We start from the raw sequence: 25791 nt of genomic DNA on the forward strand, positions 1-25791 counted from the left end.
GAATTCGGCTCAGAACGACCCAAGCGCGCTGCCCAGAGCGATCACGGCCACCAGCGCCAGGAGCGAGGTCGCGATGCCCACCATGACGATGTCGAAATAGCTGTCGCGATGCGTCAGACCGCAGATCGCGAGCAGGCTTACCACCGCACCATTGTGCGGCAGGATGTCCAGCGTTCCCGAACCGATCACCGCCACGCGATGCATCAACGCAAGGTCGATGCCGGTGCGCGCGGCGAGCTCGACATAGGTCTGGCCGAGGGCATCGAGGGCGATGGTCAGGCCGCCTGACGCCGACCCGGTCAGCGCGGCCAGGATGTTGGTCGCGACTGCAAGCGAGACCAGTGGTCCGCCTTCGATCGCCAGCACCCAGTCGCGCACGATCGCGAACGCCGGCAGCGAGGCCACGACCGCGCCGAACCCGACGAGGCTGGCGACGCTGAATGCAGGCAGAACCGAAGCATTGGCCCCGGCGTCCATGGTACGGCGAAGCGCCGGCAGGCGCGCCCGGTTCAGCGCGATGGTCGTGACGATGGCCGCAGTCAGCGCGACCGCGACCGACCACACGCCCGCGACGGCCGCGAGCGTCGTGTCACCGAAGCGCTGCTCGGCGAGATAGCCGACATCGAGCCGCGGCAGCACCACGAGCGACATCACCAGATTCACGGTGACGACGACGACCAGCGGCGCGATTGCGCTCAACACAGGCGACGGCCGGTCGCTGCGATGACCGTGCTGTAGTTCCGCCGGATCAAACTCGCGCGCGGTCGTTGCACGCTCGCGCACAAGCTCGTCCGCGGCCGCGTGCTCGATCGCGCCCTCGATATCGTCGCCATAGCCTTCTCCGGCGCGGCGCGCCGCAGCTTCGGCACGGTGCAGCCACCACAATCCTGTCACGAGCATGATGAGGGAGGCGATGATGCCGAGACCCGGCGCGGCAAACGGCGTCGTGCCGAAGAACGGCATCGGGATCGCATTCTGGATCGATGGCGTGCCCGGCAACGCCGACATGGTGAAGGTCGACGTTCCCAGCACGATCGCAGCCGGGATCAGGCGACGCGGGATCGCAGCCGCGCGAAACAGCGAACGGGCCATGGGAACGATGACGAAGAACGCAACGAACAGGCTGACGCCGCCATAGGTCACCGCGGCGCCGGCGAGCACCACCGCCAGGATCACGCGACGCTCGCCAAGGCGCTCCGCCATGAAGGCGGCAACCGACGTGACCGCGCCGCTATCGTCCATCAGCTTGCCGAAGACCGCGCCAAGCAGGAAGATCGGAAAGAACTGCGCCAGAAATCCCGCCGCATTCACCATGAACACCTGGGTGAGGTTCGCAAGCAACGGCTCGCCGCCGAACAACGCGGCAACGAGCGCGGCGAACGGCGCCAGCAGGAGCACGCTCCAGCCGCGAAAGGCGAACAGGACGAGCAGGCCGAGCCCGACGAGGAGGCCGAGAAGACCCATGTCTCAGCACTCCGACAGGAGGACGTCGAGATCGGCGGTCGATCGCCGACCGATGTCGGCACCGTGTTCGGCGAGAAACGCGTCCGCGGCCGAGCGCCCCTCGGCGCGCAGCATCGAGACGAACTCCCACTCCGCGTTGAGTTTCGACGAGGCGCCGAACTTCGCCAGCATGTCGCTCTTGATGCGGTGCGTCCGCATCTTCGCCCAGCGCGCGCCCTCACCGCTGCCGGGATCGGCCGCCTGGCGCAGCAGCGCGATCATGCGCAGCTCTTTCATCAGCGGCGAGTTGAAGGAGATTTCGTTCAGCCGGTTGAGGATTTCGGCAGCCGTCCGTGGTTCCTCCGGCCGCTCGGTCGGATTGATCTGGACGAGGATGGTGTCGTGCGCATCGCTCTCGCGAACCAGCGGCGTGATCGTCGGATTGCCGGCAAAGCCACCGTCCCAATAGGGTTCGCCGTCGATCTCGATCGCGCGGAACATGGTCGGCAGGCAGGCCGACGCCAGCAGCACATCCGCCGTGATCTCCGCGTTGCGGAAGATGCGGCCGCGCCCGGTGCGCACCCGCGTCGCGGTGATGAACAGCTGGATCGGCGAGCGCGCGATGCGTTCGAAATCGATGCTCTCAGCCAGCACCGCGCGCAGCGGATTGTAGCCCGTCGGGTTGAGATCGTAGGGCGACAGCACGCGCGACATCAGGTCGGTGAGGATATAGAAGGGCGACGTATCCAGCGTCCAGCGCCCCATCAGGCGGTCGAGCGGAGAGCGTTGCAGCGGACTGAAGGCCGCAGCCTTCGAGACGCGGCGCCAATATTGTTCGAGCGCCTCGCGCGCGCCTTCGGCGCCGCCGGCCGTCCAGCCGTCCGCCAGCACGGCCGCGTTCATCGCGCCTGCGGAGGTCCCGGAGATCGCGGCGATCGTGAGCCATTTCTCTTCCAGGAGGCGGTCGAGCACACCCCAGGAGAAGGCGCCGTGCGAACCGCCGCCCTGAAGCGCGAGATCAATCAGTACGGCGTCCCGTTCCATGGCGGACACTCACGCAACTAAGCTCAAATGCGACATGCTTTTTAGCACGCCGAAGATGACAGCAGTGTAGAGAGCCGTAGCTGCGAATTGCAACCGGAACGTGGGGTGGTCTAGTGCTCGAATACCAGCCGTGCGCCAACCGTGCCCTCGAGCGCCCGGATCTGCGCAAGCAGCGCGGCCGAATCCTCACCGCCGAGATCGGCATCGAGCACAACGTAGCCGAGGTCGCCGGCGGTCTCCAGATATTGCGCGGCGATGTTGATGTCGCGCTGGAGGAACACCTCGTTGAGCCGGCGCAGCATGCCCGGCACGTTCCGATGCACATGGCTGAAGCGCGCGCCGGCGGGACGCAGGTGCAGTTGCACCTCCGGGAAGTTCACCGCGCCCATCGTCGACCCCGTGATGAAATAGTCGACGAGCTTGCGCGCGACTTCCCCACCGATGCGCTCTTGCGCCTCCTCGGTCGAGCCGCCAACATGCGGGGTGAGGATCACGTTGTTGAGGCCCTGCACCGGGCTCTTGAATCGTTCCGCGTTCGAGGACGGCTCAACCGGGAAGACGTCGATCGCAGCGCCCGCGATGTGACCGTCGCGCAAGGCGCCTGCGAGCGCATCGAGATCGACCACGGTACCGCGGCTGTTGTTGATGAAGAATGAGCCCGGCTTCATCGCCCGCAGCTCCTTCTCGCCGATCATGCCTGATGTCTCCGGCGTCTCCGGCACGTGCAGGCTGACGACGTCGCTCTGCGCCAGCAGCTCTTCGAGCTTCTCGACCGGCTCGGTATTGCCGTGTCGGAGCTTGTCGGTGCGATCGTAATAGATCACGCGCATGCCCATGGCTTCAGCAAGGGTCGAAAGCTGCGAGCCGATATTGCCATAGCCGACGATGCCGAGGGTGCGGCCACGCACCTCTCGGCTGCCGGCAGCGGACTTGTCCCAGCCGCCTTCATGGGCGGACACCGAGCGCGGAAAGATCTGACGCAGCAGCATCACGATCTCGCCGATCACGAGTTCCGCGACGCTGCGCGTGTTGGAGAACGGCGCGTTGAACACGGGAATGCCACGCTTCCGCGCTGCTAGGAGATCGACCTGATTGGTGCCGACGCTGAAGCAGCCGACCGCGAGAAGGCCGTCCGCGGCCGCGAGCACCTCGTCGGTGATCTGGGTGCGCGAGCGGATGCCGAGCAGCGACACGCCCTTCAGCGCGCGCCGCAGGTCTTCGCCGTCCAGCGCCTTGGTCAACCGCTCGACCTTGGTGAAGCCCGCGCTCCGGAACAGGTCGACAGCGCTGTCATTGACGCCTTCGAGCAGCAGTGCCTTCGCGTTCCGCTCGGGACTTTGGCCTGGGGCTGGCATGGAATCTCCGTAGGTCACAGCTTTGCCGCAGCTCATAGACCGCGGAGGAGACGCAGCACAATAGGGTTTGGATATGGGAAGAAGATGGCGAGGCGGGGGAAGCGTGCTTGGCATCCCACCACCTCTAGCTCCGTCATCCTGAGGGCGAGCCACCCGGCGCAGCGCGTCGCGTGGGGAGCCTCGAAGGATGAGCAGCCCGCATACAGCCGGGCCGTCGCCCTTCGAGGGCCGCTACGCGGCCGCCTCAGGGTGATGGATTCAAATCACATAAAACCCATGCGTGCCGTCGAGCCGCAGTTGCTCGACGAGACCGTATTCCCAATCGAGATAGGCCTGCATCGCACGCTCGGCGACATCGGTTCCTTCATAAGGACGGCGATACCGGTGCGCGGGATCGAGGTTCGGCAAGACGCGCGCCGGGCCGGTTTCGAGCGCGCCATCATAGCCGCCTTCCAGCACATAGACCTCCCAGCCCATCTGCGCGAGCCAGGATGCCGTCATGTCGGCACGAACGCCCTTGTCGTCGGTCAGGAGGATGCGCGCGCCACGCACGGGCGCGGCCATGTCGGTTTCCTGAACGAGCTGGCCGCCCGGATAATGACGGAAAGCCGGGAGATGACCGCCGGCATATTCCTCGGCATCGCGCACGTCGAAGCGATAGAGCGTGCGATCGGTCTGCGCGAGAAGCGCAGACATCTCGCTTGTGCCGATATGTCGAACACCGGCGCGATAGGCAACGTCGCGGGCATTGGCCGGGCCACCCTCGAACGGACCGATCGCGCCACGCCTGTCAGCGCCGTGATCGAGCGTGTGCCGCGCCAGCGTCCAGCCGATGGTGCCGTTGCGCAGCGCCCGCACCTTGTTGGGCACGCCGGCATTGATCAGCGACTGGGTACCGATGATCGAGCGCGTACGGCCGGCGCAATTGACGATGATGGTGGTCTCAGGGTCGGGGGCGGCCTGCCCTGCCCGCAGCACCAGCTCCGCGCCGGGCACGCTGACCGAGCCCGGAATGTTCATGGTCGCATATTCGTCGAAGCGGCGGACGTCGAGGATCGCGATGTTGGCCTTGTCCGCGATCAGCTTTGCCACCTCGTCGGCACTGAACGACGGCGTATGCCGCCTCACCTCGACCAGTTCGCCGAAGGCTTTGGAGTAGGAATTGACGTCCTCGAACACCTGATAGCCTGCCGTGCGCCAGGCCTTCAGCCCGCCATCGAGCGCGCTGATATCGGTGTAGCCGAGTGCGGCAAGCCGTTCGGCGCCGGTCGCGACCAGCTCTTCACCGTCGTCATAAAGCACGATCGCCACGTCCTTGCGCGGCAGCCTCACCTCAGCCTCGATCGCGATCCGTTCCGCGGCCATGTTGGCGGCGAACAGCGGATGACCGGTGGCGAAGCCGGCCTCGTGCCTGAGATCGAGCAGCGCGATCTCCTCGCGCAGGAGCAGCGCGCGGCGGATGTCGGCGGGGGTGACGGTGGGAAGCTTCATGGCACGAACCCTGGCGAGGAAAAGCCATGGGCTTTTGAACGATTGCCGCGCGCTTGGCTAGCCTTCGCGTCCGGTCATTCGCCCGGAACCAGCCGCCCGAGCGGCGGCTGCGCGGGACGCCGCAGCCTGCGGCGCGACAGATAGAGCAAAATGCCGGTGACCGAGAACAGAGGCATCAACGCTGCTGCAATCATGAAGGCGAGCTTGCCGGGCCAACCCAGGAACGCGCCGCGATGGATATCGAGCACATTCGCGATGATCTTTTCGCCGAGCGTCTTGTCGGCATAGCGCTCCGCCGAGATCACCTGCCCCGTGACCGCATCCACGCGGAATTCGTCGCGCGTGGTATCGAGCGTCGAATCCTTCGGCCACGACCGGATCCGGATGACCGTGCCCGGACCAGCTGGCAGCGTCAGCAGCGCTTTGGAGAAACGATCGCCTTCCTCGCGCTGGAGCGTCGACCACGCAAGATCAAATCCCACCGGCTGAACCGGCTCGGGACGCCCAACCGCACGCGGCTGCTTCGGCTGTATCTTCGCGGCGGCGACGTGCGGACGCGACAGCAGCCAGACGGCGCCGTCCTTGTACCAGTCGAACGAGTACCAGAGCCCGGTCAGCGTCATCACCAGATAGACCGGCAGCACCCAAGTGCCGATCACCGCATGCAGCGAGCGGTGCAGGCCGCGGCCGCTGAGACCGAGATTTGGCTTCAGCCACATCTTCACGCTGGCGGCGCGGCGGGGCCAGCGCAGCACGAGGCCCGAGATAAGCATGACGATCAGGCCGAGCGCGGCGACACCGGTGATCTGGCGCCCCCAGCCCTTGGCATCGCCAGGGATCAACAGCCATCGATGCAGCCTGCGCACGGTCGCGAAGAACTCCTCGCCACGCGGCGCACCCAGCACGCGCGCGTCGTAGGGATCGACATAGAGCGATGTCGGCCGCGCACCCTGCTCGTCGCGCGCGAAGCGGACACGCACCGCCGCGGCCGGATCGCTCGACAGCGTGACGGCCGAGACCTTGCCGAGGTCCTGCCCTGCCTTCAGCCGGGCCACCAGTGCGTCCGGCATCAACGCCGGCGCCTGGCGCGGCGCCACCTGCATGATACCGCTATTCAGATAGTCGCCGATCTCGTCCTCAAAGCTCATGATCGCGCCGGTCAGCGCGATCAAGGCCAGCAGCAGCGCAAGCACGAGGCCCGCGATCGAGTGAATCAGGTGCAGGGCGGCCTTGATGTGATGCCCCACCCTACTCATCGAAGCCAACCTTCTTGATAAGCGAGATCGCGGCCTGCTGATGTGCGGCGATCTGATCGATCGACGTCGCATCGGCGATGAACGTGCCCATTTCGGCAACGATGGATGCACGCTCCGCTGCTGCAAGCACGGGGTATTCCAACTCGGCAGCGGCGAAGATCCGCTGCGCTGCCGGCGTGACAAGGAATTCGAGGAATTGTCGCGCCAACGCCGGATGCGGCGCCTGTTTCGCCATCGCCGCGCCGGTGAGGTTCACATGCGTGCCGCCGCCCCTGAATGTCGATGGCACCGCCTTGACCTCCATCGCCCAGGCGCGCCATTCGGCGCCTTCCCGTCCGTCGCGCAATTGCGCCAATGCCACGGTGTTGCCGATACCGATCTCGCAAATGCCTTGCGCGATCTCGCGGATTACGTCGTTGTCCTTGCCATCAGGCTTGTGGGCGAGATTGGCCTTCAGGCCGACAAGCCAGGCTTCCGTCGCGGCTTCGCCGTGATGGGTGAGATAGGCCGCAACCAGCGCGACATTGTTCTGATGCAGCGGCGAACGTATGCAGAGCTTGCCGCGCCATCTGGGAGCGGCGAGGTCTTCGTAATCGATGGCCGCCAGCGCGCTGTCCATCCGCGCGAGCACGACGCGAGGGCGGACGGCAAGCGCGATCCATTGCGCATCGCCGCCGCGAAGATTTGCCGGAACAGCCTGTTCGAGACGCGACGACGTGAAGGCCTGCGTCAGACCGCGGGTGGAGAGCTGGGTCGTCTTGTCCAGACCGATCGTCAGCAGCAAGTCCGCAGGCGACGCCTCGCCCTCTGACACGAGGCGTTTGACGAGACTGTCCTCGATAAAGACGACATCCACCTTGACGCCGCTGGCTTCCGTGAAAGCCGCAACGACAGGCGCGACCAGGGCCGCTTCCCTGGTCGAATAGAGCGTGATCTCCTCGGCGCGACTCGCACCTGTGGTGGCAAGGCAGGCGGCCGCCAGCGCGATCAGGACCGCGATGGCTTTGTGCCGCACAGCCATTCCTAGAACCTCACCGTTGCCGACAGCGACACACGGCGTGCGTCACCGATCGCGACATTCAAATTGTTGACGGCGGAGGGATAGTAGACGGTGTCGAACAGGTTCTTGACGTTGAACTGGTAGATCACCGGCGTGTTCTGGTATTTCGTCTCATAGGTCGCGAAAATATCGGCGACCACATAGGACGGCAAGAAGAAGGTGTTGGTCGAATCGCCGGGACGATCGCCGACATAGCGCGCGCCGCCGCCGAGCCGGAGCTGGCCCGGCAAAGCCGTACCGAAATTATAGACCAGATAGAGCGAGGCCGTGTTCAGCGCGACGTTCTGCAGCTTCCTGCCGAGCAGCGTTACATCCTCGGACGCCGTCACCCGCGCGTCGGTGTAGCCGTAGCTGCCGATCAAGGCCCAGCTGTCGGTCAGCCTGCCGGTGACATCCAACTCGACGCCGCGCGAGCGGGCGCGACCGACGGTGTGGAGCTCGACCACGCCTGCGCTGTTGGTCTTCGTCGTCTGCACGTTCTTCTTGTCGAGATCGTAGAGCGCCAGCGTACCTGAGATGCGCTTGTTCAGGTCGAACTTGACGCCGGTCTCGTATGACACGCCTTCTTCCGGCGCGACATTGGAGTCGATCACGATGCCGATCGGCGCAATGGTCGAATTCGGCTTCAGCGATTCCGTGTAGCTCGCATAAAGCGAGATCTCGTCGGTCAGCTTGAAAATGGCGCCGCCGAGCGGAAGCACCTTGTCCTGGGAGACATTGGTGTTGGTGACGAACGGCTTTCCGCGGCCGGCGATCTGGTCGTAGTCCATGTAGCGCACGCCGCCGACCAGCGCGAACCGCTCGGTCAGATGCAGCGTGTCCTGGAAGAACAGCGACCACTGGCCGAGCTTGTCGGTCTGCGCGCTGTCGGGGTTCGACACCGTCGTGCCCGGTCCGATCAGCCCGTAGACTGGATTGTAGACGTTGATGGCGGGAGTCGCCTGCCGGATCAGATTGTCGCGATAGATGGTGCGATACTGGCCGTCGCCGCCGAACACCACCTCGTTGCGCATATTGCCGAGCCAGAAGCCGCCGGAAATGTACGACGTGCCATAGCTGGCATTGCTGAGCGAGCCCTGCGTGCCATCGTTGCTGCGCGTCTCGACGCCCGTCGTGAAATTGAGTGTGGAGATGCGAAGCTGGTTGGCGCTGAAGGTCTCGGTGTTGTAGCTGTAGCCGGCGTAGAGCTTCCAGTCCTGGTTGAAGCGGTGCTCGACCGAAGCCTGCATCAGGTCCGAGGTGCCCCAGGTGTTGTTGAAGGGCTCATCCAGCCGGCGCGTGGACGGCACGGCGAGCGGGGCCTTGGTCACCGGATTGAACGCCGTGCCGCGGTCGAACGGATAGATGAACTCGCGGTGTTCGTAGTTGAGCTGCACCGTGGTGTCCTGGCCGTACCAGGCCAGTGATGGCGCGACCAGCATCTCGCGGTGCCGGCCGAAATTCCGCCAGTAATCCTCGCTGACACCGTAGCCGATGAAGCGATAGGCAAGGCCCTGGTCGCCAATCGGACCGGTAACGTCGAGCAGGCCGTCAGCGCCGGTTTTCGAGGCACTGAAGGCGGAGCCGAGCAGCGTGACCGAGCCGTGCTGATAAAGCTCCGGCCGCTTGCTGATGGTGTTGACGATGCCGCCGGGATCCATGATGCCGTAGAGCAGCGAGGCCGGCCCTTTCAGCACCTCGACGCTCTCGACCGCGGGATTGAAGCTGCGGCCCTGCACCAGCGGCATGCCGTTGCGCATGATCGAGCCGTCGCGATTGTCACCGAAGCCGCGGCGGATCACCGCGTCCTGGCTGCCGGCGAGCGTGTTGGTCTGGGTGATGCCGGAGACATTGATGAGCGCATCGTCGATGTTGCGCGGGAGCTGGTCCTTCAACACCTGCTCAGGCACGACGTTGACGGCCTGCGAGGTATCGAGGGGCGAGGCGCCGCTGCGTAGCGTGGTCGAGCTCGGCATCGCGCGGTAGCCGAGTTTGGCGGCTTGCTGCGCGGCGGCCGCAACTGCGGCACGTTCCGATCTTGTCGGTGCTGCTGGCGTGGCGGCATTCCGGCTGCGCTGACGCGCGGCGGCTTGCGTCCGGCGCTGGGGCGATTCAGACGCGCGCGCCGGTTTCGGTCGCGGCGCTGGCGCATCCACTGTCACCGGCGGCAGCGCCGATTGCGCCTGCGCGGTCGTCGTGCTGGAGGGATATTCGGCGAGCAGCACCGCCGCACCAATGAGAAGACCTGCACGGCTCTTGCCGGCACGATGACGACGGCCGCAAACACGCTGGCCATCCACGAAGGCACGCACTTTCATTCCACTTCAAGTCATGAACGTTGAAGTGTGCGCCTGTAACAGTCGCAGTACGCGAAGAGAACCGCGAGGAGAGTTGAATCGCTCTAGTGTTGAATCGTTCTAACGGTCGAACAGCATTGAACGACAATCACGGATTGCTTTCACGCGAGTCGCGACACGCTGCACGCGAATTCACCGCAGCGTGTCACGGAATTTTTACATCTCACGCGATGGCAGGAGCAATCAGCTCGTCAATCTTTCGCTTGAGCGCCGCACCATCGGACGAGGCACGGAACGGCGGGCGAACGCGCAGCCAGCCCGCGTCGCCCGTCTGTGCGGCGAGGATTGCCTTCAGCGTCGCGAGGAACGACGGCGTGTTCAGCACGACATCTGTCGCGGCTTGCATGCGCGCCTCGACGTCCTTGCCGTCGACCATGCCCTTGACCAGCTCCGGCACGACGTTGGCCATGCCGCAGATGGTGCCGGCACCGCCGGCGGCAATCGCGCGGGCGATGTCGGCTTCATTGCCGACGGTGATGGCGAGTTCGGGGCTAGCTGCACGGAATGCCTGGAACTGCTTGAAGTCACCGCTGGAGTCTTTCAGACCGGCAACTAGCTTGCCGTAACGCTTGCGCAAGTTCGCAGCGACGCTGGTCGGGATCGCAACGCCTGACACCTGCGGGATGTGATAAAGCGAAGCACGCAAACGGTCGTCGGCGACGCCATCGATGATCGCGGCAAAAGCATCCTCGACGCCCTCGGGCGTGACGCTGCGGTCGAAGTAAGGCGGCAGATACAGCACGTGGCGCACGCCGAGGCCGAGCACGGTGCGCGTCAGTGCGATGCTGTCGGTGATGGCGGGAAAGCCGCTGCCGATGCCGATACGCTCGGGCGCGACGCCGGCCTTGAGCATAGCCTCGATAGTCGCGACGCGCTCGGTGACATTGAAAGAGGTGCCCTCGCCGGTGGTGCCGAACAGCACGACGCCGTCGACGCCCTTGCCGAAAAGCTGCTTGGCGTGAGCGGCGAGCTTGGCTGAGTCCACGCTGCCGTCCGTCGCCAGCGGCGTCACCGACGCCACCCAGAACCCGCGAATTGCCTCCGTCATCTCACCACCCATTGTTGCGGTCCCGGACCAAGCCTCTGATCTCGAACGATCTTAGAGGGCCTTCCGTGCCTTGTTTTTGCTTTACTTTTTTTCTTGTACCTTACATACAAGACGGACGCAAATCCTTTCCACCGTCACGGCGCGCATGAGACGCAGCCAGATTCCGAGGAGGTCTCGCATGAACATGGTGACCCCCATTGAGCGGCCCGACCACTTGCTCGGCGCCTTGCGCGACAAGCTCGGCGCGGCCGCCGTACTGACCGGCACCGACGTGCCCGCGCGCAATTGCAACGATTGGAGCGCGAGCCTGCCGCAAACGCCGCTTGCGGTGATCCGGCCGGTCGATGCGCAAGGTGTTGCCGATGCGATTCTGACATGCCGGCAGGCGCGGCTGCCCTTCGTGCCGCAGGGCGGATTGACCGGGCTGTGCCGCGGCGCATCGCCTGAAGCAGGCTGGGTCGCGATCTCGCTGGAACGGATGACCGGCATCGAGGAGATCGATCGGGCGTCGGCGACGATGACGGTGAAATCAGGCACGCCGCTGGAGACGATCCAGAAGGCCGCGGACGAAGCCGGCTTCTTCTTTCCGCTCGATCTCGGCTCGCGCGGCTCCTGCGCGATCGGCGGCAATCTCTCCACCAACGCCGGCGGTAACCGCGTGATCCGCTACGGCATGACGCGCGAACTGGTGCTGGGCCTGGAGGTGGTGCTGCCCGACGGCACCATCATCACCAGTCTCAACAAGCTGATGAAGAACAACGCGGGCTATGACCTGAAGCATCTCTTCATCGGCTCGGAAGGCACGCTCGGCATCATCACCCGCGTGGTGTTGCGGCTATTCCCGAAACCGCGCTCGACCATGGCGGCGCTGTGCGCGCTGAAGGACTATGCCGCGGTGATCGCGCTGCTCGATGCCGCGCGAAGCGGGCTCGGCCCGCTGCTGTCGGCATTCGAGGTGATGTGGCCGGACTATTGGGACGTGATCACGACGCGCGCCGGGGTGAAGCCGCCGGTCGCGGCAGGCCACGGTCTCTACGTGCTGGTCGAAGCGCAAGGCACCGACGAGAGCCTGGATGCGCCGCGCTTCCAGAACTGGCTCGAAGAGCTGATGGAGCGCGGACTGCTCGCAGATGCCGCCGTGGCGCAATCGCTGGCGCAGACGCAAAGCTTCTGGCGCGTGCGCGACATCTGCGCCGAGTTCGGCCAGGTGCTGGGACCGCACATCTCCTACGACATCGGGCTTGCGGTGGCGCGGATGGACGAGTTCGTCACGCGCTGCAAGGCCGCGTTGGCCTCCGGCATCAAGGGCTGCGAGAGCGTCTATTACGGCCATATCGGCGACGGCAACCTGCACCTCGTCTCCTGGGTCACCGGTCTTTCCGTCGAGCAGCAGCCGAAGGAACAGATGGACGCGATCATCTACGGTCTCGTGCGCGAGCTGGGCGGCAGCGTCTCCGCCGAGCACGGCATCGGCACGCTGAAGAAGAAGTGGCTGGGCCACGCCCGCAGCGATGCCGAGATCGCCTTGATGCTGACGCTGAAGGCCGCGCTCGATCCCGATCACCTGCTCAATCCCGGCAAGGTGATCTGAGAGAGCCTATGCGATCCTTGAGGCTCGATACGCCGAAATCGTTGTCGCAGCGGGTGGTGCTGCGGCTGCGGCAGGCGATCATCGACGGCGAGTTCGCGCTCGGTGCCGCCATCTCCGAAGAGATGGTGGCAAACTCCTTCGGCGTCAGCCGCACGCCGGTGCGCGAGGCGATGGGCCAGTTGCAGGCGCAGGGCCTCGTGGTGATCCGGCCGCAGGTCGGCAGCTTCGTGTTCACGCCGAGCGCGGAGGACATCAATGCGCTCTGCACCTTCCGGATCGCGCTGGAGCCCAGAGCCGCCGAGTTCGCCTTCCGCCACGATCGCAACGGTGCGGTCGCGACGATGAGCGAGGCGATCGCAGCGATGGAGCCGGCGGTCGCGGCCAAGGACAACATCGCCTATGGCCGCGCCGATGCCGCCTTTCACGAGGGGCTGTTCGCGCATTGCGGCAACCGCTATCTCAGCGAATCCTACCAGCTCGTCTCGGGCCGCGTCGCCGCGCTCCGCACCAATCTGACCTCGCCGATCGACGTGCGCACCCGCTCGTCATTCGACGAACACCGCAGGCTGCTCGATTTGTTCGCGCGCGGCGAGCTCGCGGCCTTCGAAGCGGCGATGACGACACACATCACCAATTCGGGCGTGGTCTACGCCAAGGCGCTGAAAGTGGATTGAGCGCCTCTACCGGGTATCCCTCGATCCCGGCCTGTCCAGGAAATCCAGCGCGGTGTTGATCTGTTCGAGTTGATGCTCAATCTTGTCGCGGTCCTCGACCGACTGCGTCTTCTCGAGCTGTTCCACGAGGTTCTGCTTTCGCAACAGCAAGTTCTCTATGACGGTACTCACAGCTCCCCCATCGCCCCGAAACGATGCGTCGAGGCAAAATCCGGTTACGGCACTGGCGCCGGGATGGTCGGGGCGCGCGCGAGCATGGCTCGCACCGGTCCCTTGATCAGAATGTTCGCGGAGGCGGTTGGTTCCTGCGAATGAACCACAACTCCGATGGATGGGCCTATTTGCGCAGGCTCGCCCAGACCCCGCCGAGGATCAGCACACCGCCGAACAGATGGATCGGTTTTGGCGGTTCACCGAGAATTGCGAACGACAGCAGCGCGCTCGCGATCGGTCCGAGATAAAGCACGAGCGAGGTTCGGACCGAACCGAATTTGCCGCCGAGCCAGGCAAAGCCGGCATAGGCGAGCAGCCCGGGAACAATCCCGGCAAAGACGTAAGCCGACAGCGCTTTCGTGCTGAAGACCTGCGCCGGCATGGTCCACATCTCGATCAGCGCCTGCGGCAGCGAGAACAGCGCGCCGGCGCCTGCAAACAGGCTCATGCGCGCCAGTAGCGACGCCTTGGGCGCCGCGCGCGATTGCAGCAGCGTGTAGCCGGACCAGCCGAGCATCGCGATCACGACCAGCCCGTCGCCAGTTGCCGTCTCCAGTGCGAACAAGGTCTCCGGATGACCGCCGGAGATGATGAGCAAGGCGCCGGCGAGCGCAAGCGCTGTGCCGAGCCATTGCAGCGGGCCGACATGCTCGATGCCGAGCACCGCAGAAATCATCAGCACCGTGATCGGCGACAGCGCCATGATCAACGCGATGTGAATCGCCGTCGTCGAGATGCCCGCGGCATAGACCGGGCCGCCGCAGAGGAACATGCCCATGAAGCCGGCCGCGAGGATCGGCCAGATGTTCTTGCCAAGTGGCACGCGGTCGGCGCGGATTTCGGCGAACGCGATCGGCGCGAGCCCGATGGCAACGATGCTCCAGCGGAAGAAGGCGAGCGCGAAGGGCGGGACCGAGCCCGCAAGCCCGCGCGCCAGAATCTGATTTGAGGCCTGCGCGGTCGCCACCAGGATGAAGCCGATCAGCGCAACCGCACCGAGCCAGGCCTCGGTGGACGGCGCCGCGCCGGCGTCATCACCGCCGTCAGAAATTTCCTTGCCCATGGCGCAATCGGATATCCGATGTCGGCCGCGGAGAGAACCCGGAAGCGGGATCGCTCATATGCATATGCGGCACGCGCACCCTTCCGGGCTGCGAGGCGATGCTCGCCATGCGCAAGGCCTGGATCGAGGCCGCGCTGCAGGGCTCGACGGTGACCAATCTCCGCCTCGTCGAGAACGCCGTGCGGATGGTCCGCCAGCATGGCGGCGAGCCGGCAGGGGTTCGCGAACGGTTAACGCGCTCCCGCAAGCCGGTTTGCCCCTGGCGGAACCGCAAATCTTCACGCGTCCGTCGGTTGTATTCGTACGCCCGGAGTCCTATGCGTAGGCGCCATGGACACCCAGATCATCACCGCCGAAAAGCCCCTGATGGCGCAGGCGCGCCCGCGCAAGCCGGCGCCGTTCCTTCCCATGAGCCGCGCCGAGATGGATGCGCTCGGCTGGGACGCCTGCGACATCGTGCTGGTGACGGGCGATGCCTATGTCGACCATCCGAGCTTCGGCATGGCCATCATCGGCCGGCTGCTGGAGGCGCAAGGCTTTCGGGTCGGCATCATCTCCCAGCCGGACTGGCATTCGGCCGAGCCGTTCAAGGCGCTGGGCAAGCCAAAAGTGTTCTTCGGCGTCACCGGCGGCAACATGGACTCGATGGTGAACCGCTACACCGCGGACCGCCGCCTGCGCCACGACGACGCCTATACGGCGGGCGGCGAAGGCGGCAAGCGGCCGGACCGCTGCACCGTCGTCTACGCCCAGCGTTGCCGTGAGGCGTTCAAGGACGTGCCGATCGTGCTCGGCGGCATCGAGGCCTCGCTGCGCCGGATCGCCCATTACGACTACTGGTCCGACAAGGTCCGCCGCTCGGTGCTGGCCGACGCCAAGGCGGACCTGCTGCTCTACGGCAATGCCGAGCGCGCCGTGGTCGAGGTCGCGCAGCGGTTGGCCGCCGGCGAGGCCGCGCGCGAGCTCAGCGATATCAGGGGCGTCGCGCTGTTCCGCCGCGTGCCCGAAGACTATGCGGAGCTGCACGCCGACGATCTCGACTCTGCAGACGAGGGCGCAACGCGCCAAAAAGGCGCCACCGTGATCCGGCTGCCGGCGCTGGAGCAGGTCGAGCAGGACAAGGAAGCCTATGCGCGCGCATCACGCGTGCTGCACCGGGAGAGCAATCCCGGCAATGCACGGCCGCTGGTGCAGCGCCACGGCGACCGCGATCTCTGGCTCAACCCGCCGCCGATCCCGCTCACCAGCGACGAGATGGACGCGGTCTACGACCTGCCTTACGCGCGCGCGCCGCATCCCTCCTATGGCGACGCGAAGATCCCCGCCTGGGACATGATCAAGTTCTCGGTGACGATCATGCGCGGCTGCTTCGGCGGCTGCACCTTCTGCTCGATCACCGAGCATGAGGGCCGCATCATCCAGAACCGCTCGGAGGGATCGATCCTGCGCGAGATCGAAAAGATCCGCGACAAGACGCCGGGCTTCACCGGCGTGATCTCCGACATCGGCGGCCCCACCGCCAACATGTACCGGATGGCGTGCAAGGACCCGAAGGTCGAGGCCGCGTGCCGGCGGCCGTCCTGCGTCTTCCCCGAGATCTGCCCGAACCTCAACACCTCGCATGACGATCTGATCCGGCTCTATCGCAAGGTGCGCGAGACCAAGGGCATCAAGAAGGTGATGGTCGCCTCCGGCGTGCGCTACGACCTCGCGGTCGAGAGCCCGGAATACATCAAGGAGCTCGTCACCCATCACGTCGGCGGTTACCTGAAGATCGCGCCCGAACATACCGAGCGCGGTCCGCTCGACAAGATGATGAAGCCGGGCATCGGCGCCTACAACCAGTTCAAGCGGATGTTCGACGCCGCGGCCGAGCAAGCCGGCAAGAAATATTACCTGATCCCCTATTTCATCGCGGCACATCCGGGCACGACCGACGAGGACATGATGAACCTCGCGCTGTGGCTGAAGAAGAACCGCTACCGCGCCGATCAGGTGCAGACCTTCCTGCCCTCGCCGATGGCGACCGCGACCGCGATGTACCACACCGGCGTCAACCCGCTGCGCGGCGTGCGCCGCGGCGGCAGCGACAAGGTCGAGGCGATCAAGGGCCTGCGCCAGCGCCGCCTGCACAAGGCTTTCCTGCGCTATCACGACCCCGACAACTGGCCGGTGCTGCGCGAGGCCTTGATCGAGATGGGCCGCCGCGATCTGATCGGCTCGCAGCCCCACCAGTTGGTCCCAGCGCACCAGCCGCCCGGCACCGGCAAGGCCGCCGGCACCAAGCGTCCGCTCCGCCCCGGCGGCAAGACGCAGAAGTTCACGACCAAGGGTCTGCGGGTGATGAAGTAGCGGCAGAGCCGGATGAGATCCGGTTCGGCCTGCGGCTTTCGTCCGCCCCAAAACAAAAATGTCGAAAACAACCCCATGCACAGTAGCCGGCATGCGCGGAATTAATGGCTTATGCGTTTTGTAGAGCCGTTGACCCGTCGGGCAAAACAGGCGCAGGATGGCAACATCGGGCGCATGGGCTAGGCAGGCCCCCGGCGCTACTCCGTATCGATATCCCCGAAGCTTCACGCCGCGTCCCGCGCGCAGGCCTGTTCAACGCGCTGCGCGGATCATGCTCGAAACGGCATCTGCCATCGATTTGAATCCAAACGACACGCCGGCCGATGAGGCGCGCGCCGCCTACGCGCGCACCGAAACTGGTTGACCTCGCCGCCATCATGCAACATATAGAGTTACATGAAACGCGACAGCCGCTTGTCCGGCGTGCTCCATGTGCTCCTGCACATGGCGCAGCAGCCCGGCCCCTTCACGTCCGAGACCCTGGCGAAAGCCATGGACACCAATCCGGTGGTGATCCGCCGCGTCATGGCCGGGCTGCGGGACCTCGGTTATGTCCGCTCCGAGAAGGGTCACGGCGGCGGCTGGACGCTGGCCTGCGATCTTTCCAAGGTGACGCTGCGCGACGTCTACACCGCGCTCGGCAGTCCCGCGCTGCTGGCCATGGGCAACCGGACGGAGGCGCCCGGCTGTCTGGTCGAGCAGGCCGTCAATGCCGCGCTCGACCACGCATTTCAGGATGCCGAAGCGTTGCTGCTGGCGCGCCTCGGCGAGGTGACGCTGGCGAGGCTGGCCGACGATCTGCGCAAGCGCCTCGGATCCCGAAAGCATCAAGGTATCGGCGCGCATCACGCGTGATCGGCGCCATTCAACAGGACAGCATCGTGACCGACATTCAAAGCGCGTTCGCCGATCCGAAAATGGTGGCGACATACACCGAAGGGCCGCCGCGCTTCGTTCCCGGCTACAATTCCATGCTGTCCATGGCGGCGATCCTCCTGGCCGAGCGTGCGCGTGACGATGCGCGGATCCTCGTTCTCGGCGCCGGCGGCGGCCTGGAGTTGAAGGCCTTTGCGCAGGCGCAGCCGCGCTGGAGCTTTGATGGCGTGGACCCGTCAACAGCGATGCTGGATCTCGCAAAGCAGACGCTGGGCTCGCTCGCCTCGCGCGCGCATCTGCACCAGGGCTATATCGACAATGCGCCGGAGGGGCCGTTCGACGGCGCGACGTGCCTTTTGACCCTGCACTTCGTCGATGTCGCGGAACGGCGGCGCATCGCCGCGGAAATCCACCGCCGGCTCAAGCCGGGCGCGCCGTTCGTGGCCGCTCATTTCAGCATCCCCGGTGGCGACGATGAACGGCCGATCTGGCTCTCGCGCTATTCCGCTTACCTCGCCGCATCCGGCGTCGCGCCCGACAAGGCGGCGGCCGCGCGAAAAGCGGTCGACGGGCAATTGAGCATTCTGGCGCCGGAGCAGGATGAACTGATCTTGCGCCAGGCTGGCTTCACGGGCGCATCCCTGTTCTACACCGGCTTCACCTTCCGCGGCTGGGTCGCGTACGCCTGAGGCGTCACGGCTTCGTCGACACACCGCCGTGAGGCAAGCCAGGCAGGCGCCGTCTCTCCCGCTATTCGGCAAGCCGGGCGAGCGGGCTCGGGTCCGCCTTCTGTTCACCCAGCGCCTGGCCCTGCGCCATGCGTTGCCGGATCATTGCGACAACCGGCCCTACCTGCTCGAACGCCCGATCGTGCGCATCATCGCCGGCAACCGCCAGTTTGGTCAGATCGTAAACGTCGATCCGATCGCGCGCGAGTTCGCTTCGGTAAGGCTCCTGGGTCGGGTCGATATCGCCCAGCCGGGCGACGTCGCCCCATATCGTCTTCGACAGCGAGAGTGCGCCGTCGTCGCGCGAGACAAACAGCGAGATGGGCGGCCGCGCGCCGCCCATCCGGTACAATTGCGAGCGGAAAACATCGACATCCACGTCGGGAGCCACCAGCATCACATTTTTCAGCTTGCTGCGTCTTGACGCGATGACCGGGCCACGGATTGCGCGCGTACGCAACGCTTCCAGTGCGATCCAATTGCCCATCGAATGAGCCAGGAGATAGACTTCGCCGACGGCAGGCGAGCTATCGAGCGTGCTCAACAGATTGTCGAGCGCATCGCGCGAAAAATTCGCGCTCTCCCGATCATAGGTATAGGCGCGCAGCCTCAGCTCGCCGCGCGATGGCCAGGTGAAAAGCACAGGCACGACCGGCGCCTTGGAATCGTGAACGATCTGCGCGAAGCGATACACTGCATCGTCGAAACGGTTGTTGAAGCCGTGAACGAAGACAAGCACCTTGTTCCGACCCGACTGCTTCACGGCCGCGGTGACAGACGCGGCAAAGCGCGCCTTGTCGAGATAGTCCGCCGACACGGTCGTAAAATCTCGCTGGGGGTCGCCGGGGAGGCGCTCAGGCCATTGCACTTCGCCGATCTTCCGCGCGGGATCGGGCGGGATCGAAACGGTCACCTCGGCAAAGGACAGCGCGTCGGAACGTTCACCGTTGAACATCTCGCCGGGATCGAGGTCCGATCGCTTGCGATTGGTTACGGCATAGATCGGGACATTCGTGTTTCCCGCGACAGTCTGCGCTGTTGGAATCAAAACGCCCTGCGACGGACGCCCAGCGCAACCAGCGAGCACCATTGCGATCGGCAAAGCCAACAAAACTGCTGAAGCAATGATGCGACTTGTTCCGACCACCGACAACACTCACAACACGACGGAATAATGCGACAGTCCACCATCCGACGCCGTTCAAACGACGCCGGATATCAACCAGCCTACACCGGCCGGGCGTGCGCAGATGTCACAGCCGGGCAACACTCAACGGGCGAGAAGGGTGGAATCTGGCTTTTCCGATCAAAGTAGAGCGACATGTTTATGAGGAGATGTCGAACGTCCCGCGTGGCACAAACTGCATATGCATTGCGGTTGCAGCACCGGCCTTGCTTTGGGTAATCGTCAGAACGCCTTGATATGCTTGGAGAAGATGCGAACCGGCTCGCCTTTGAGCTGGCCCTGCCGTTCGAACGTGACTGATGCAACGCGCTCGACCATTTGGCGCAGGCGCATGAACTGGGCCTCCCTTTGGACGGGCAGCGTGCCCTTCGTGCCGTCGAGATCATCCAGCGCACTGCTGCTGATCTCGCAATCGACGCTGTTTGCGCCGTGCATCATCGTAAACAGGAATGCCATTCGCTTGGCGTCGTATCGCAGAGGCCGGCCGCGGGTCAGCTGCACGGCTTTGTCGGGAACTCTCAGTGGACGCGGCAATTGTCAGCCTGCCGTTTCGGCGGCACACAGCGATGGCTCCGCCAAACGGCGTGCTTGCGAGGCAAAATCCTCGAACGTTGCGACCGCATCGCTCATGTTATGGCAGCCGCGACTGTCGCGTGACCCATGAACGCTGAGGTCGAACAGCTCCATCCAGAACAACGGGCTCTCGGACAAGCCCGCTCCCAGCGCTTCGAACATGCTGATCTCGCAATCCCCGACACGTTCGAGCGCAACCATCCGCGAGCCATGGGCGATATCGGGAAGTCCGAGCAACTTTCCGTACCCTCGCAATATCTTCACGTTGATGGGCGGCGCGGCGCCGTCATTGCTGGACATCAAGGCCATCGTAGCTTCCGGGGAAAAGGGGCTGCCCCGAGAACGCAAGACCAGTCTGGGGGCAGACAAGCGATTTAAGTCACATGCCCCCGGGTTTCTTGTTATCGTGAGCCAATAAGTTGATTTTTCATGCCGTGATCACGATCGGCGAGCCCAAGGAGCGAGGCCCGCAGCGGCAACGACGAAAGGGTTCGGTGTGCCGGCTGCCCATTCGCCCCATTTTGAAACAATGCCCAGTGCGACCGGCGGAATCGCCCGCCTGGTATGGGCACGCCTGCAGAACGCCGGCATCGAGGCGGACAGCCTGTTGTCCCGGGCCGGATTGACCCGCAAGCAGATCGAGGATCGCAAGGCGCGCCTGAGCGCCGAGAGCCAGATCAAGTTTCTGGAACTTGGGGCCGAGGCGTTGCAGGACGACAGCCTCGGCTTCCACCTGGCACGGGACTTCGACCTTCGTGAAATTGGCCTGCTCTATTACGTGGCCGCATCCTCCGGGACGATCGCCGAAGCCTTCGCAAAGGCAGAGCGCTATTGCCGTCTCGCCAACGAGGGGATTTCGCTGCGATTCGCCGCGAAAGAGATGACGGTCACGCTGAAATATGTCGGTGTGGAACGGCGCTCGGATCGGCACCAGATCGAATTCTGGCTGACCTCAATCATTCGCATGAACCGCGCCCTGACCAATCGCCGCCTGATCCCGAGCCGGCTCAAAATGGTACATCGCCGCCGAACGACGCCCACAGAGGTCAGGTCGTTCCTGGGGTGCGAGATCGAGTTCGGGTCCGATGTCGATGAGATCGCTTTCCCGGAATCCGTGGGGCCGATGCCGATCGAAAGTGCTGACCACTATCTGAACGACCTGCTGGTGACATATTGCGAGCAGGCACTCGCACACCGGAAATCCGGCGGAGTCTCGCTCAGATCGAGCGTCGAGAATGCAATCGCTCCATTGCTCCCGCATCGCGAGGCACGGGTCGAAGAGATCGCCCGCCGCTTGGGGATGAGCCATCGCACGCTGGTGCGGCGTCTCGCCCTGGAGGGATTGACCTTCAGCGGCATCCTCGACGAGATGAAGATCGACCTCGCCAAGAGCTATCTGAAGAACGATGAACTGCCCATTTCGCAAACCGCCTGGCTTCTCGGTTACGGAGAAGTCAGCGCATTCACCCACGCCTTCAAGCGCTGGACCGGAATGACGCCAAGGCAATGGCGCGCTCTGGACAGCTCCGAACGGGACAACGACGCAGGCGACGGGTCCGTTCGTGGCCAGGTTTCCTCCGAGCTGCCCATCGCAAATCGCCGCGACCATCCCTAAATTGCCCCCCATGAAGAAAATCGGATTCCTGTCCTTCGGACACTGGACACCCTCGCCTCAATCGCAGACCCGATCGGCCGGCGATACACTGCTGCAATCCATCGAGCTGGCCGTCGCGGCGGAACAGCTCGGCGCCGACGGCGCCTATTTTCGCGTACATCATTTTGCGCGCCAGCTCGCATCGCCCTTCCCGCTGCTCGCAGCGGTCGGCGCAAAAACCAGCAAGATCGAGATCGGCACCGCCGTGATCGACATGCGCTACGAGAACCCGCTTTACATGATCGAGGATGCAGGCAGCGCCGATCTCATCGCCGGCGGGCGGCTGCAACTCGGCATCAGCCGCGGCTCGCCCGAGCAGGTGATCGACGGCTGGCGCTATTTCGGCTATCGCCCGGCCGACGGCCAGAGCGACGCCGACATGGGCCGGCGCCATGCGGAGGTCTTTCTCGACCTGTTGCGCGGCGAAGGTTTTGCCGAGCCCAATCCGCAGCCGATGTTTCCCAATCCGCCGGGCCTATTGCGGCTCGAGCCGCATGCGGCAGGCCTGCGCGAACGGATCTGGTGGGGCGCCGGCTCGAACGCGACCGCGGCGTGGGCAGCGAAGCTCGGCATGAACTTGCAGAGCTCGACGCTGAAGAACGACGAGACCGGCGAGGCTTTTCATGTGCAGCAAGCGGCGCAGATCCGCGCCTATCGCTTGGCGTGGCAGGAAGCCGGTCACAGCCGCGAGCCCCGCGTGTCCGTCAGCCGCAGCATCTTCGCGCTGATGAACGATCGCGACCGCGCCTATTTCGGCGGCGAGCGCGGAGGCGAGGACCAGATCGGCTTCATCGACCCGCGCACGCGCGCGATCTTCGGCCGGAGCTATGCGGCCGAGCCGGACGCGTTGATCGAGCAGCTCAAGCAGGACGAGGCGATTGCGGAAGCGGATACGCTGCTGCTGACGATCCCCAACCAGCTCGGCGTCGACTACTGCGCGCATGCGATCGAGGCGATCTTGAAGCACGTCGCGCCCGCGCTGGGGTGGCGCTGAGGCGAACGGCGATACGCACCCCGCCGCGCGCCGGTTTCACCCCCGTCTTCGTGCCCACGATGCGCGGCGCAGGGAGCAGCGATCAGTAGAGCGCGAATGACGAAGCGATGACAGTTCGATGATGCCAGCCGCCCGGTTACATTTCGGTCATTGTGCCGTCGACCATCCCAGCGCCGACGTCACGGGCCAATGCGAGACGTCCGCCATCGAAAGCAATTCCAGCTTCGCGGACGATTTTTCCAACAGCCCGGCTTGCGCAATGCGCCGGGGATCATTGCGATAATCTTGAAAGTCCGCATCGGATGCGAAGCTGACGATGTGTACCTCGATCGTGCCATCCGGATTTCGAAGACGACGCTCGACATGCCCGTTGAACGCGGGCAATAGCGGCAGGACGGCATCCTCGTAGGCACGGAAGGCCTCGATACCCTCAGGCGGTATCCGGGCAATGAGCACCAGCGTTACGCAGTTGGCCTGACTGGTCATCGCTGGAATCCCGAGCCGAGACAGTCGCGCATTGGAGACGCTGCATCCTGCGGTCGCCGCCTCTCGGCGTCAATGACGACCGGAGGCCGCCGTCATCGTCAAACCGCCCGGCTTAATGCGCCGCCCTCAGGGTGAGGCGCCACTGAACCCGCGGGCGCATGATTGACGACGAGACCGGTCGGCACGGTGTTGTACCTCGACAGCGCAGCGGTGACCCGCCGCATCGCCGCCGAACCGAGCTCGCCGGCGCGCACCACCGGGATGATCAGATCCGCATGCGCGGCCAGCGCAATGGCGTCGGGCTGCAAGACGAGATTGCTCGCATGGACGATGATCAGATCGAACTCCGAGCGAATATCGTCCTCGGGCCGCGCATCGGCTTTTCTGCCGGCGCTCAGCAATTCGTCGATCGACTGAAGGCCCGCCGTGGTCGAGCCGTCCTGCCATTCGGTCACCGGAGGCTGGTGACCGGCGAATTCCGGCTGGAGCCGGATCAGCACGCTCATCATGCCGCGGTTCACCGCCGCGCGGTTCAGCGAGCGCGCAACGGTGTTGCCGCCGGCGCTCTTGCCGACCGACAACACGAGCGCAACCTTGCAGCCGCGTACCGGCGCACGATCGATCCGCTCGAGCAGCGGACGCAGGTAAGCGCCGAGATCGAGCTCGACTGTGCCGGCAATCGGCCTTTGCCAGACGGTGGTGGCAACGGCGCCAAGCGCCAGATCGGGAATGCGGGCCCAGACCGGGAGGTTCGGCATCGCCTCGGGCTGGCGCGCGGCAGACGCCGGAGGCTGGACTTGCCGCTGCTGGACCTCCTCCGCCTTCGCACGTACAGGCGTTCGAGCCGGAGCTTCAGCAGGATCGGCTTTGTCGGACATGCTTCCCATCGCAGCGACAGCGGCGGTCGACGTCAACAGCGAGCCGATCGCGAGCGCCGCGAGCAGCAAGGCGAGCGGCGGACGCGTCGAGCGCACCGGCGGAATCGCGGGCGAAGCGATCTTGGTCTGTGAGCTCTGCAGCTGGCGCTGCTCGCTGGTGGTCTTGAACCGCGACAGGAACTGCTCGTAGATGTTCTTGTTGGCATCGGCGTCGCGCTGCAGCTCCTGGAGCTTCACGAGCGCCTGGCCGTCGACCAGCATCTGCGTCTCGACCGCCTTGAGCTGCTTTTCCAGCGCGTTCTGCTGCTCCAGCTGCGCCTCATATTCGGACTTCGCGGTGTCGATGTTCTTCTTGCGCTCGACCTCGATCTGCCTGTTGAGATCGGCGAGCTGGCTGTAGGAGATCGCGAGGTCGGGATGGCGGTCGCCGTACACGGCCTTCTTCTGCGCGATCTGGTCGTTCAGGGTCGAGCGCTGCGCGCGCAGCATGCTCAGGAGATCCTGCTTCACCGGACCTTCGACATTGGCCTTGAGATCGCGCTGCACCTGCTCGTAACGCGCCTTGGCTTCCTCGGTGCGCGCGCGAGCGGCGGAGACCTGCTGATTGAGGTCGGTCACCCGCAATTGCTGGGTGGTTGAATCCTTGCCGGCATTGAGGATCTTGTGCTCGAACCTGAAGGCGGCAACGGCATCTTCCGATGCGCGCAGGCGCTCGTTCAATGCCTTCAGCCGGTCCTTGAGCCAGTCGGCCGCCTCGTCCGTCGCCTCGGTGCGGACACGGCCTTGGCTCGCGACGAACGCCTCGGCGATGGCACTGGCATAATGCGCGGCCCGCTCCGCATTGTTCGAGGTGAACGAGATCGCAATGACGTAGGTCAGTCCGCGACGCGAGATATCGAGACGGCCGCGGAATTTTTCGAGCAGGCGCGTCATGTCGGTGTAACCGCCCGCGATGTCCTGGTCGTCGGCGATCCTGAGCTGCTCGATCAGGGGGCGGAGAAAGCCGTCCGACTTGGCGATCTCGATCTGGCTCTGAAGTGCTGCGGCATCCTGGCCGATGCCCGGCAGCACGTCCTGCTCCGAGGTCACCCGCAACTCGCGGGGATCGAGGACGACCAGGGCCGTCGCGGCATACCGCACGGGAAGGATCATGAGGACGACGACGCCGAGCGCAAACAGCGCCAGGGCCAGCGTCAGGATGCGCCGGCCATTCTCGCGCAGGAAAGCGAGCGCACCGGAGACAGTCAGCGATCCCTTGATCAGCGCAGGAGCAGCACTGTCAGGCTTCGCCGCCGCAGCCCGCAGCGCTTCCCACGAAGCCGCGGGCTCCGTCGGGGCGATGCTTCGCGGAGATGCGCTTCGACCGAACGCCATGGGGTTGGACTCGAAATCAACTGACAGCCCCGGTTCAGAGGCTTGCTACACCGTAAATATCCATGGTTAACCGGCGGTTACGGCTGGCGCGCCGTGGCTCGTGAACAATCTGTTAA

22 protein-coding genes are annotated in these 25791 nt (G+C 64.9%); 7 read left to right on the plus strand and 15 right to left on the minus strand.

Annotation, left to right across the window (positions count from 1 at the left end; translation table 11 throughout):
• Positions 1 to 9: 9 nt before the first annotated feature.
• From JQ627_RS14095 to JQ627_RS14130, 8 genes are all read right to left on the minus strand, one after another.
• Positions 10 to 1464 carry a GntP family permease gene (locus JQ627_RS14095; protein ID WP_212484779.1) on the minus strand — a complete coding sequence of 485 codons (1455 nt, stop codon included), beginning with the start codon at positions 1462 to 1464 and terminating at the stop codon, positions 10 to 12.
• A gap of 3 nt (positions 1465 to 1467) precedes the next feature.
• On the minus strand, positions 1468 to 2487 hold the full coding sequence (locus JQ627_RS14100) for a patatin-like phospholipase family protein (RefSeq protein WP_212484780.1): 1020 nt from the start codon (positions 2485 to 2487) through the stop codon (positions 1468 to 1470).
• A 110-nt stretch (positions 2488 to 2597) separates the two neighbouring features.
• Positions 2598 to 3842, minus strand: a complete 1245-nt coding sequence (serA, locus tag JQ627_RS14105) for a phosphoglycerate dehydrogenase (protein ID WP_212484781.1) — start codon at positions 3840 to 3842, stop codon at positions 2598 to 2600.
• Positions 3843 to 4100: 258 nt separating this feature from the next.
• The gene (locus tag JQ627_RS14110) at positions 4101 to 5333 is read right to left on the minus strand and encodes a rhodanese-like domain-containing protein (RefSeq protein WP_212484782.1); all 1233 of its coding nucleotides are present in this window, start codon (positions 5331 to 5333) and stop codon (positions 4101 to 4103) included.
• A 74-nt stretch (positions 5334 to 5407) separates the two neighbouring features.
• Positions 5408 to 6589: a PepSY domain-containing protein gene (locus tag JQ627_RS14115; RefSeq protein ID WP_212484783.1), complete on the minus strand. Its 1182-nt coding sequence runs from the start codon at positions 6587 to 6589 to the stop codon at positions 5408 to 5410.
• Positions 6582 to 7610, minus strand: a complete 1029-nt coding sequence (locus tag JQ627_RS14120; protein ID WP_212484784.1) for an extracellular solute-binding protein — start codon at positions 7608 to 7610, stop codon at positions 6582 to 6584. The genes JQ627_RS14115 and JQ627_RS14120 overlap by 8 nt, the downstream gene beginning before the upstream one ends.
• Before the next feature lie 2 nt (positions 7611 to 7612).
• Positions 7613 to 9946, minus strand: a complete 2334-nt coding sequence (locus JQ627_RS14125) for a TonB-dependent siderophore receptor (RefSeq protein WP_212484785.1) — start codon at positions 9944 to 9946, stop codon at positions 7613 to 7615.
• Positions 9947 to 10148: 202 nt separating this feature from the next.
• Positions 10149 to 11033: a dihydrodipicolinate synthase family protein gene (locus tag JQ627_RS14130; protein ID WP_212484786.1), complete on the minus strand. Its 885-nt coding sequence runs from the start codon at positions 11031 to 11033 to the stop codon at positions 10149 to 10151.
• 178 nt (positions 11034 to 11211) lie between these two features.
• Between JQ627_RS14130 and JQ627_RS14135 the strand changes: the two genes are divergently transcribed.
• The gene (locus JQ627_RS14135; protein WP_212484787.1) at positions 11212 to 12624 is read left to right on the plus strand and encodes an FAD-binding oxidoreductase; all 1413 of its coding nucleotides are present in this window, start codon (positions 11212 to 11214) and stop codon (positions 12622 to 12624) included.
• 8 nt (positions 12625 to 12632) lie between these two features.
• Complete coding sequence (locus JQ627_RS14140) at positions 12633 to 13298, plus strand: GntR family transcriptional regulator (RefSeq protein WP_212484788.1); 666 nt, start codon at positions 12633 to 12635, stop codon at positions 13296 to 13298.
• Positions 13299 to 13304: 6 nt separating this feature from the next.
• Here the strand turns inward: JQ627_RS14140 and JQ627_RS14145 are convergent, their stop codons facing one another.
• Both JQ627_RS14145 and JQ627_RS14150 read right to left on the minus strand, forming a co-directional pair.
• The gene (locus JQ627_RS14145) at positions 13305 to 13469 is read right to left on the minus strand and encodes a hypothetical protein (RefSeq protein WP_212484789.1); all 165 of its coding nucleotides are present in this window, start codon (positions 13467 to 13469) and stop codon (positions 13305 to 13307) included.
• 166 nt (positions 13470 to 13635) lie between these two features.
• Positions 13636 to 14574, minus strand: a complete 939-nt coding sequence (locus tag JQ627_RS14150) for a DMT family transporter (protein ID WP_212484790.1) — start codon at positions 14572 to 14574, stop codon at positions 13636 to 13638.
• Between the two features lie 330 nt (positions 14575 to 14904).
• Here JQ627_RS14150 and JQ627_RS14155 point away from each other — a divergent pair, with 330 nt between their 5' ends.
• From JQ627_RS14155 to JQ627_RS14165, 3 genes are all read left to right on the plus strand, one after another.
• Positions 14905 to 16926 (plus strand): YgiQ family radical SAM protein, encoded by a 2022-nt coding sequence (locus JQ627_RS14155; protein ID WP_212484791.1) that lies wholly within the window; start codon positions 14905 to 14907, stop codon positions 16924 to 16926.
• A gap of 396 nt (positions 16927 to 17322) precedes the next feature.
• Positions 17323 to 17781, plus strand: a complete 459-nt coding sequence (locus JQ627_RS14160) for an Rrf2 family transcriptional regulator (RefSeq protein ID WP_212484792.1) — start codon at positions 17323 to 17325, stop codon at positions 17779 to 17781.
• Positions 17778 to 18491: a class I SAM-dependent methyltransferase gene (locus JQ627_RS14165; RefSeq protein ID WP_212484793.1), complete on the plus strand. Its 714-nt coding sequence runs from the start codon at positions 17778 to 17780 to the stop codon at positions 18489 to 18491. The genes JQ627_RS14160 and JQ627_RS14165 overlap by 4 nt, the downstream gene beginning before the upstream one ends.
• A gap of 61 nt (positions 18492 to 18552) precedes the next feature.
• Here JQ627_RS14165 and JQ627_RS14170 read toward each other — a convergent pair whose 3' ends face one another.
• The 3 genes from JQ627_RS14170 to JQ627_RS14180 all read right to left on the minus strand — a co-directional run bounded on the left by JQ627_RS14170 (position 18553) and on the right by JQ627_RS14180 (position 20598).
• Positions 18553 to 19686, minus strand: coding sequence for an alpha/beta hydrolase (locus tag JQ627_RS14170; protein ID WP_312015761.1), 1134 nt, complete (start codon positions 19684 to 19686; stop codon positions 18553 to 18555).
• Positions 19687 to 19938: 252 nt separating this feature from the next.
• Positions 19939 to 20217: a DUF1488 family protein gene (locus JQ627_RS14175; protein ID WP_212484794.1), complete on the minus strand. Its 279-nt coding sequence runs from the start codon at positions 20215 to 20217 to the stop codon at positions 19939 to 19941.
• Between the two features lie 36 nt (positions 20218 to 20253).
• Positions 20254 to 20598 carry a hypothetical protein gene (locus tag JQ627_RS14180; RefSeq protein ID WP_249143070.1) on the minus strand — a complete coding sequence of 115 codons (345 nt, stop codon included), beginning with the start codon at positions 20596 to 20598 and terminating at the stop codon, positions 20254 to 20256.
• A 220-nt stretch (positions 20599 to 20818) separates the two neighbouring features.
• On the opposite strand from JQ627_RS14180, the gene JQ627_RS14185 reads away from it, so the two are divergent.
• Together JQ627_RS14185 and JQ627_RS14190 are read left to right on the plus strand one after the other, a co-directional pair.
• Positions 20819 to 21904: an AraC family transcriptional regulator gene (locus JQ627_RS14185; protein WP_212484795.1), complete on the plus strand. Its 1086-nt coding sequence runs from the start codon at positions 20819 to 20821 to the stop codon at positions 21902 to 21904.
• 10 nt (positions 21905 to 21914) lie between these two features.
• Entirely contained in the window at positions 21915 to 22937 is a 1023-nt protein-coding gene (locus JQ627_RS14190) for an LLM class flavin-dependent oxidoreductase (RefSeq protein WP_212484796.1), read from the plus strand.
• A gap of 147 nt (positions 22938 to 23084) precedes the next feature.
• Here JQ627_RS14190 and JQ627_RS14195 read toward each other — a convergent pair whose 3' ends face one another.
• Both JQ627_RS14195 and JQ627_RS14200 read right to left on the minus strand, forming a co-directional pair.
• The gene (locus JQ627_RS14195; RefSeq protein WP_212484797.1) at positions 23085 to 23423 is read right to left on the minus strand and encodes a hypothetical protein; all 339 of its coding nucleotides are present in this window, start codon (positions 23421 to 23423) and stop codon (positions 23085 to 23087) included.
• Between the two features lie 98 nt (positions 23424 to 23521).
• Positions 23522 to 25675, minus strand: coding sequence for a GumC family protein (locus JQ627_RS14200; RefSeq protein WP_212484798.1), 2154 nt, complete (start codon positions 25673 to 25675; stop codon positions 23522 to 23524).
• Positions 25676 to 25791: the final 116 nt, after the last annotated feature.

Origin of the sequence: Bradyrhizobium liaoningense, assembly GCF_018130785.1 — a bacterium.
Taxonomy (GTDB): Bacteria; Pseudomonadota; Alphaproteobacteria; order Rhizobiales; family Xanthobacteraceae; genus Bradyrhizobium; species Bradyrhizobium liaoningense_A.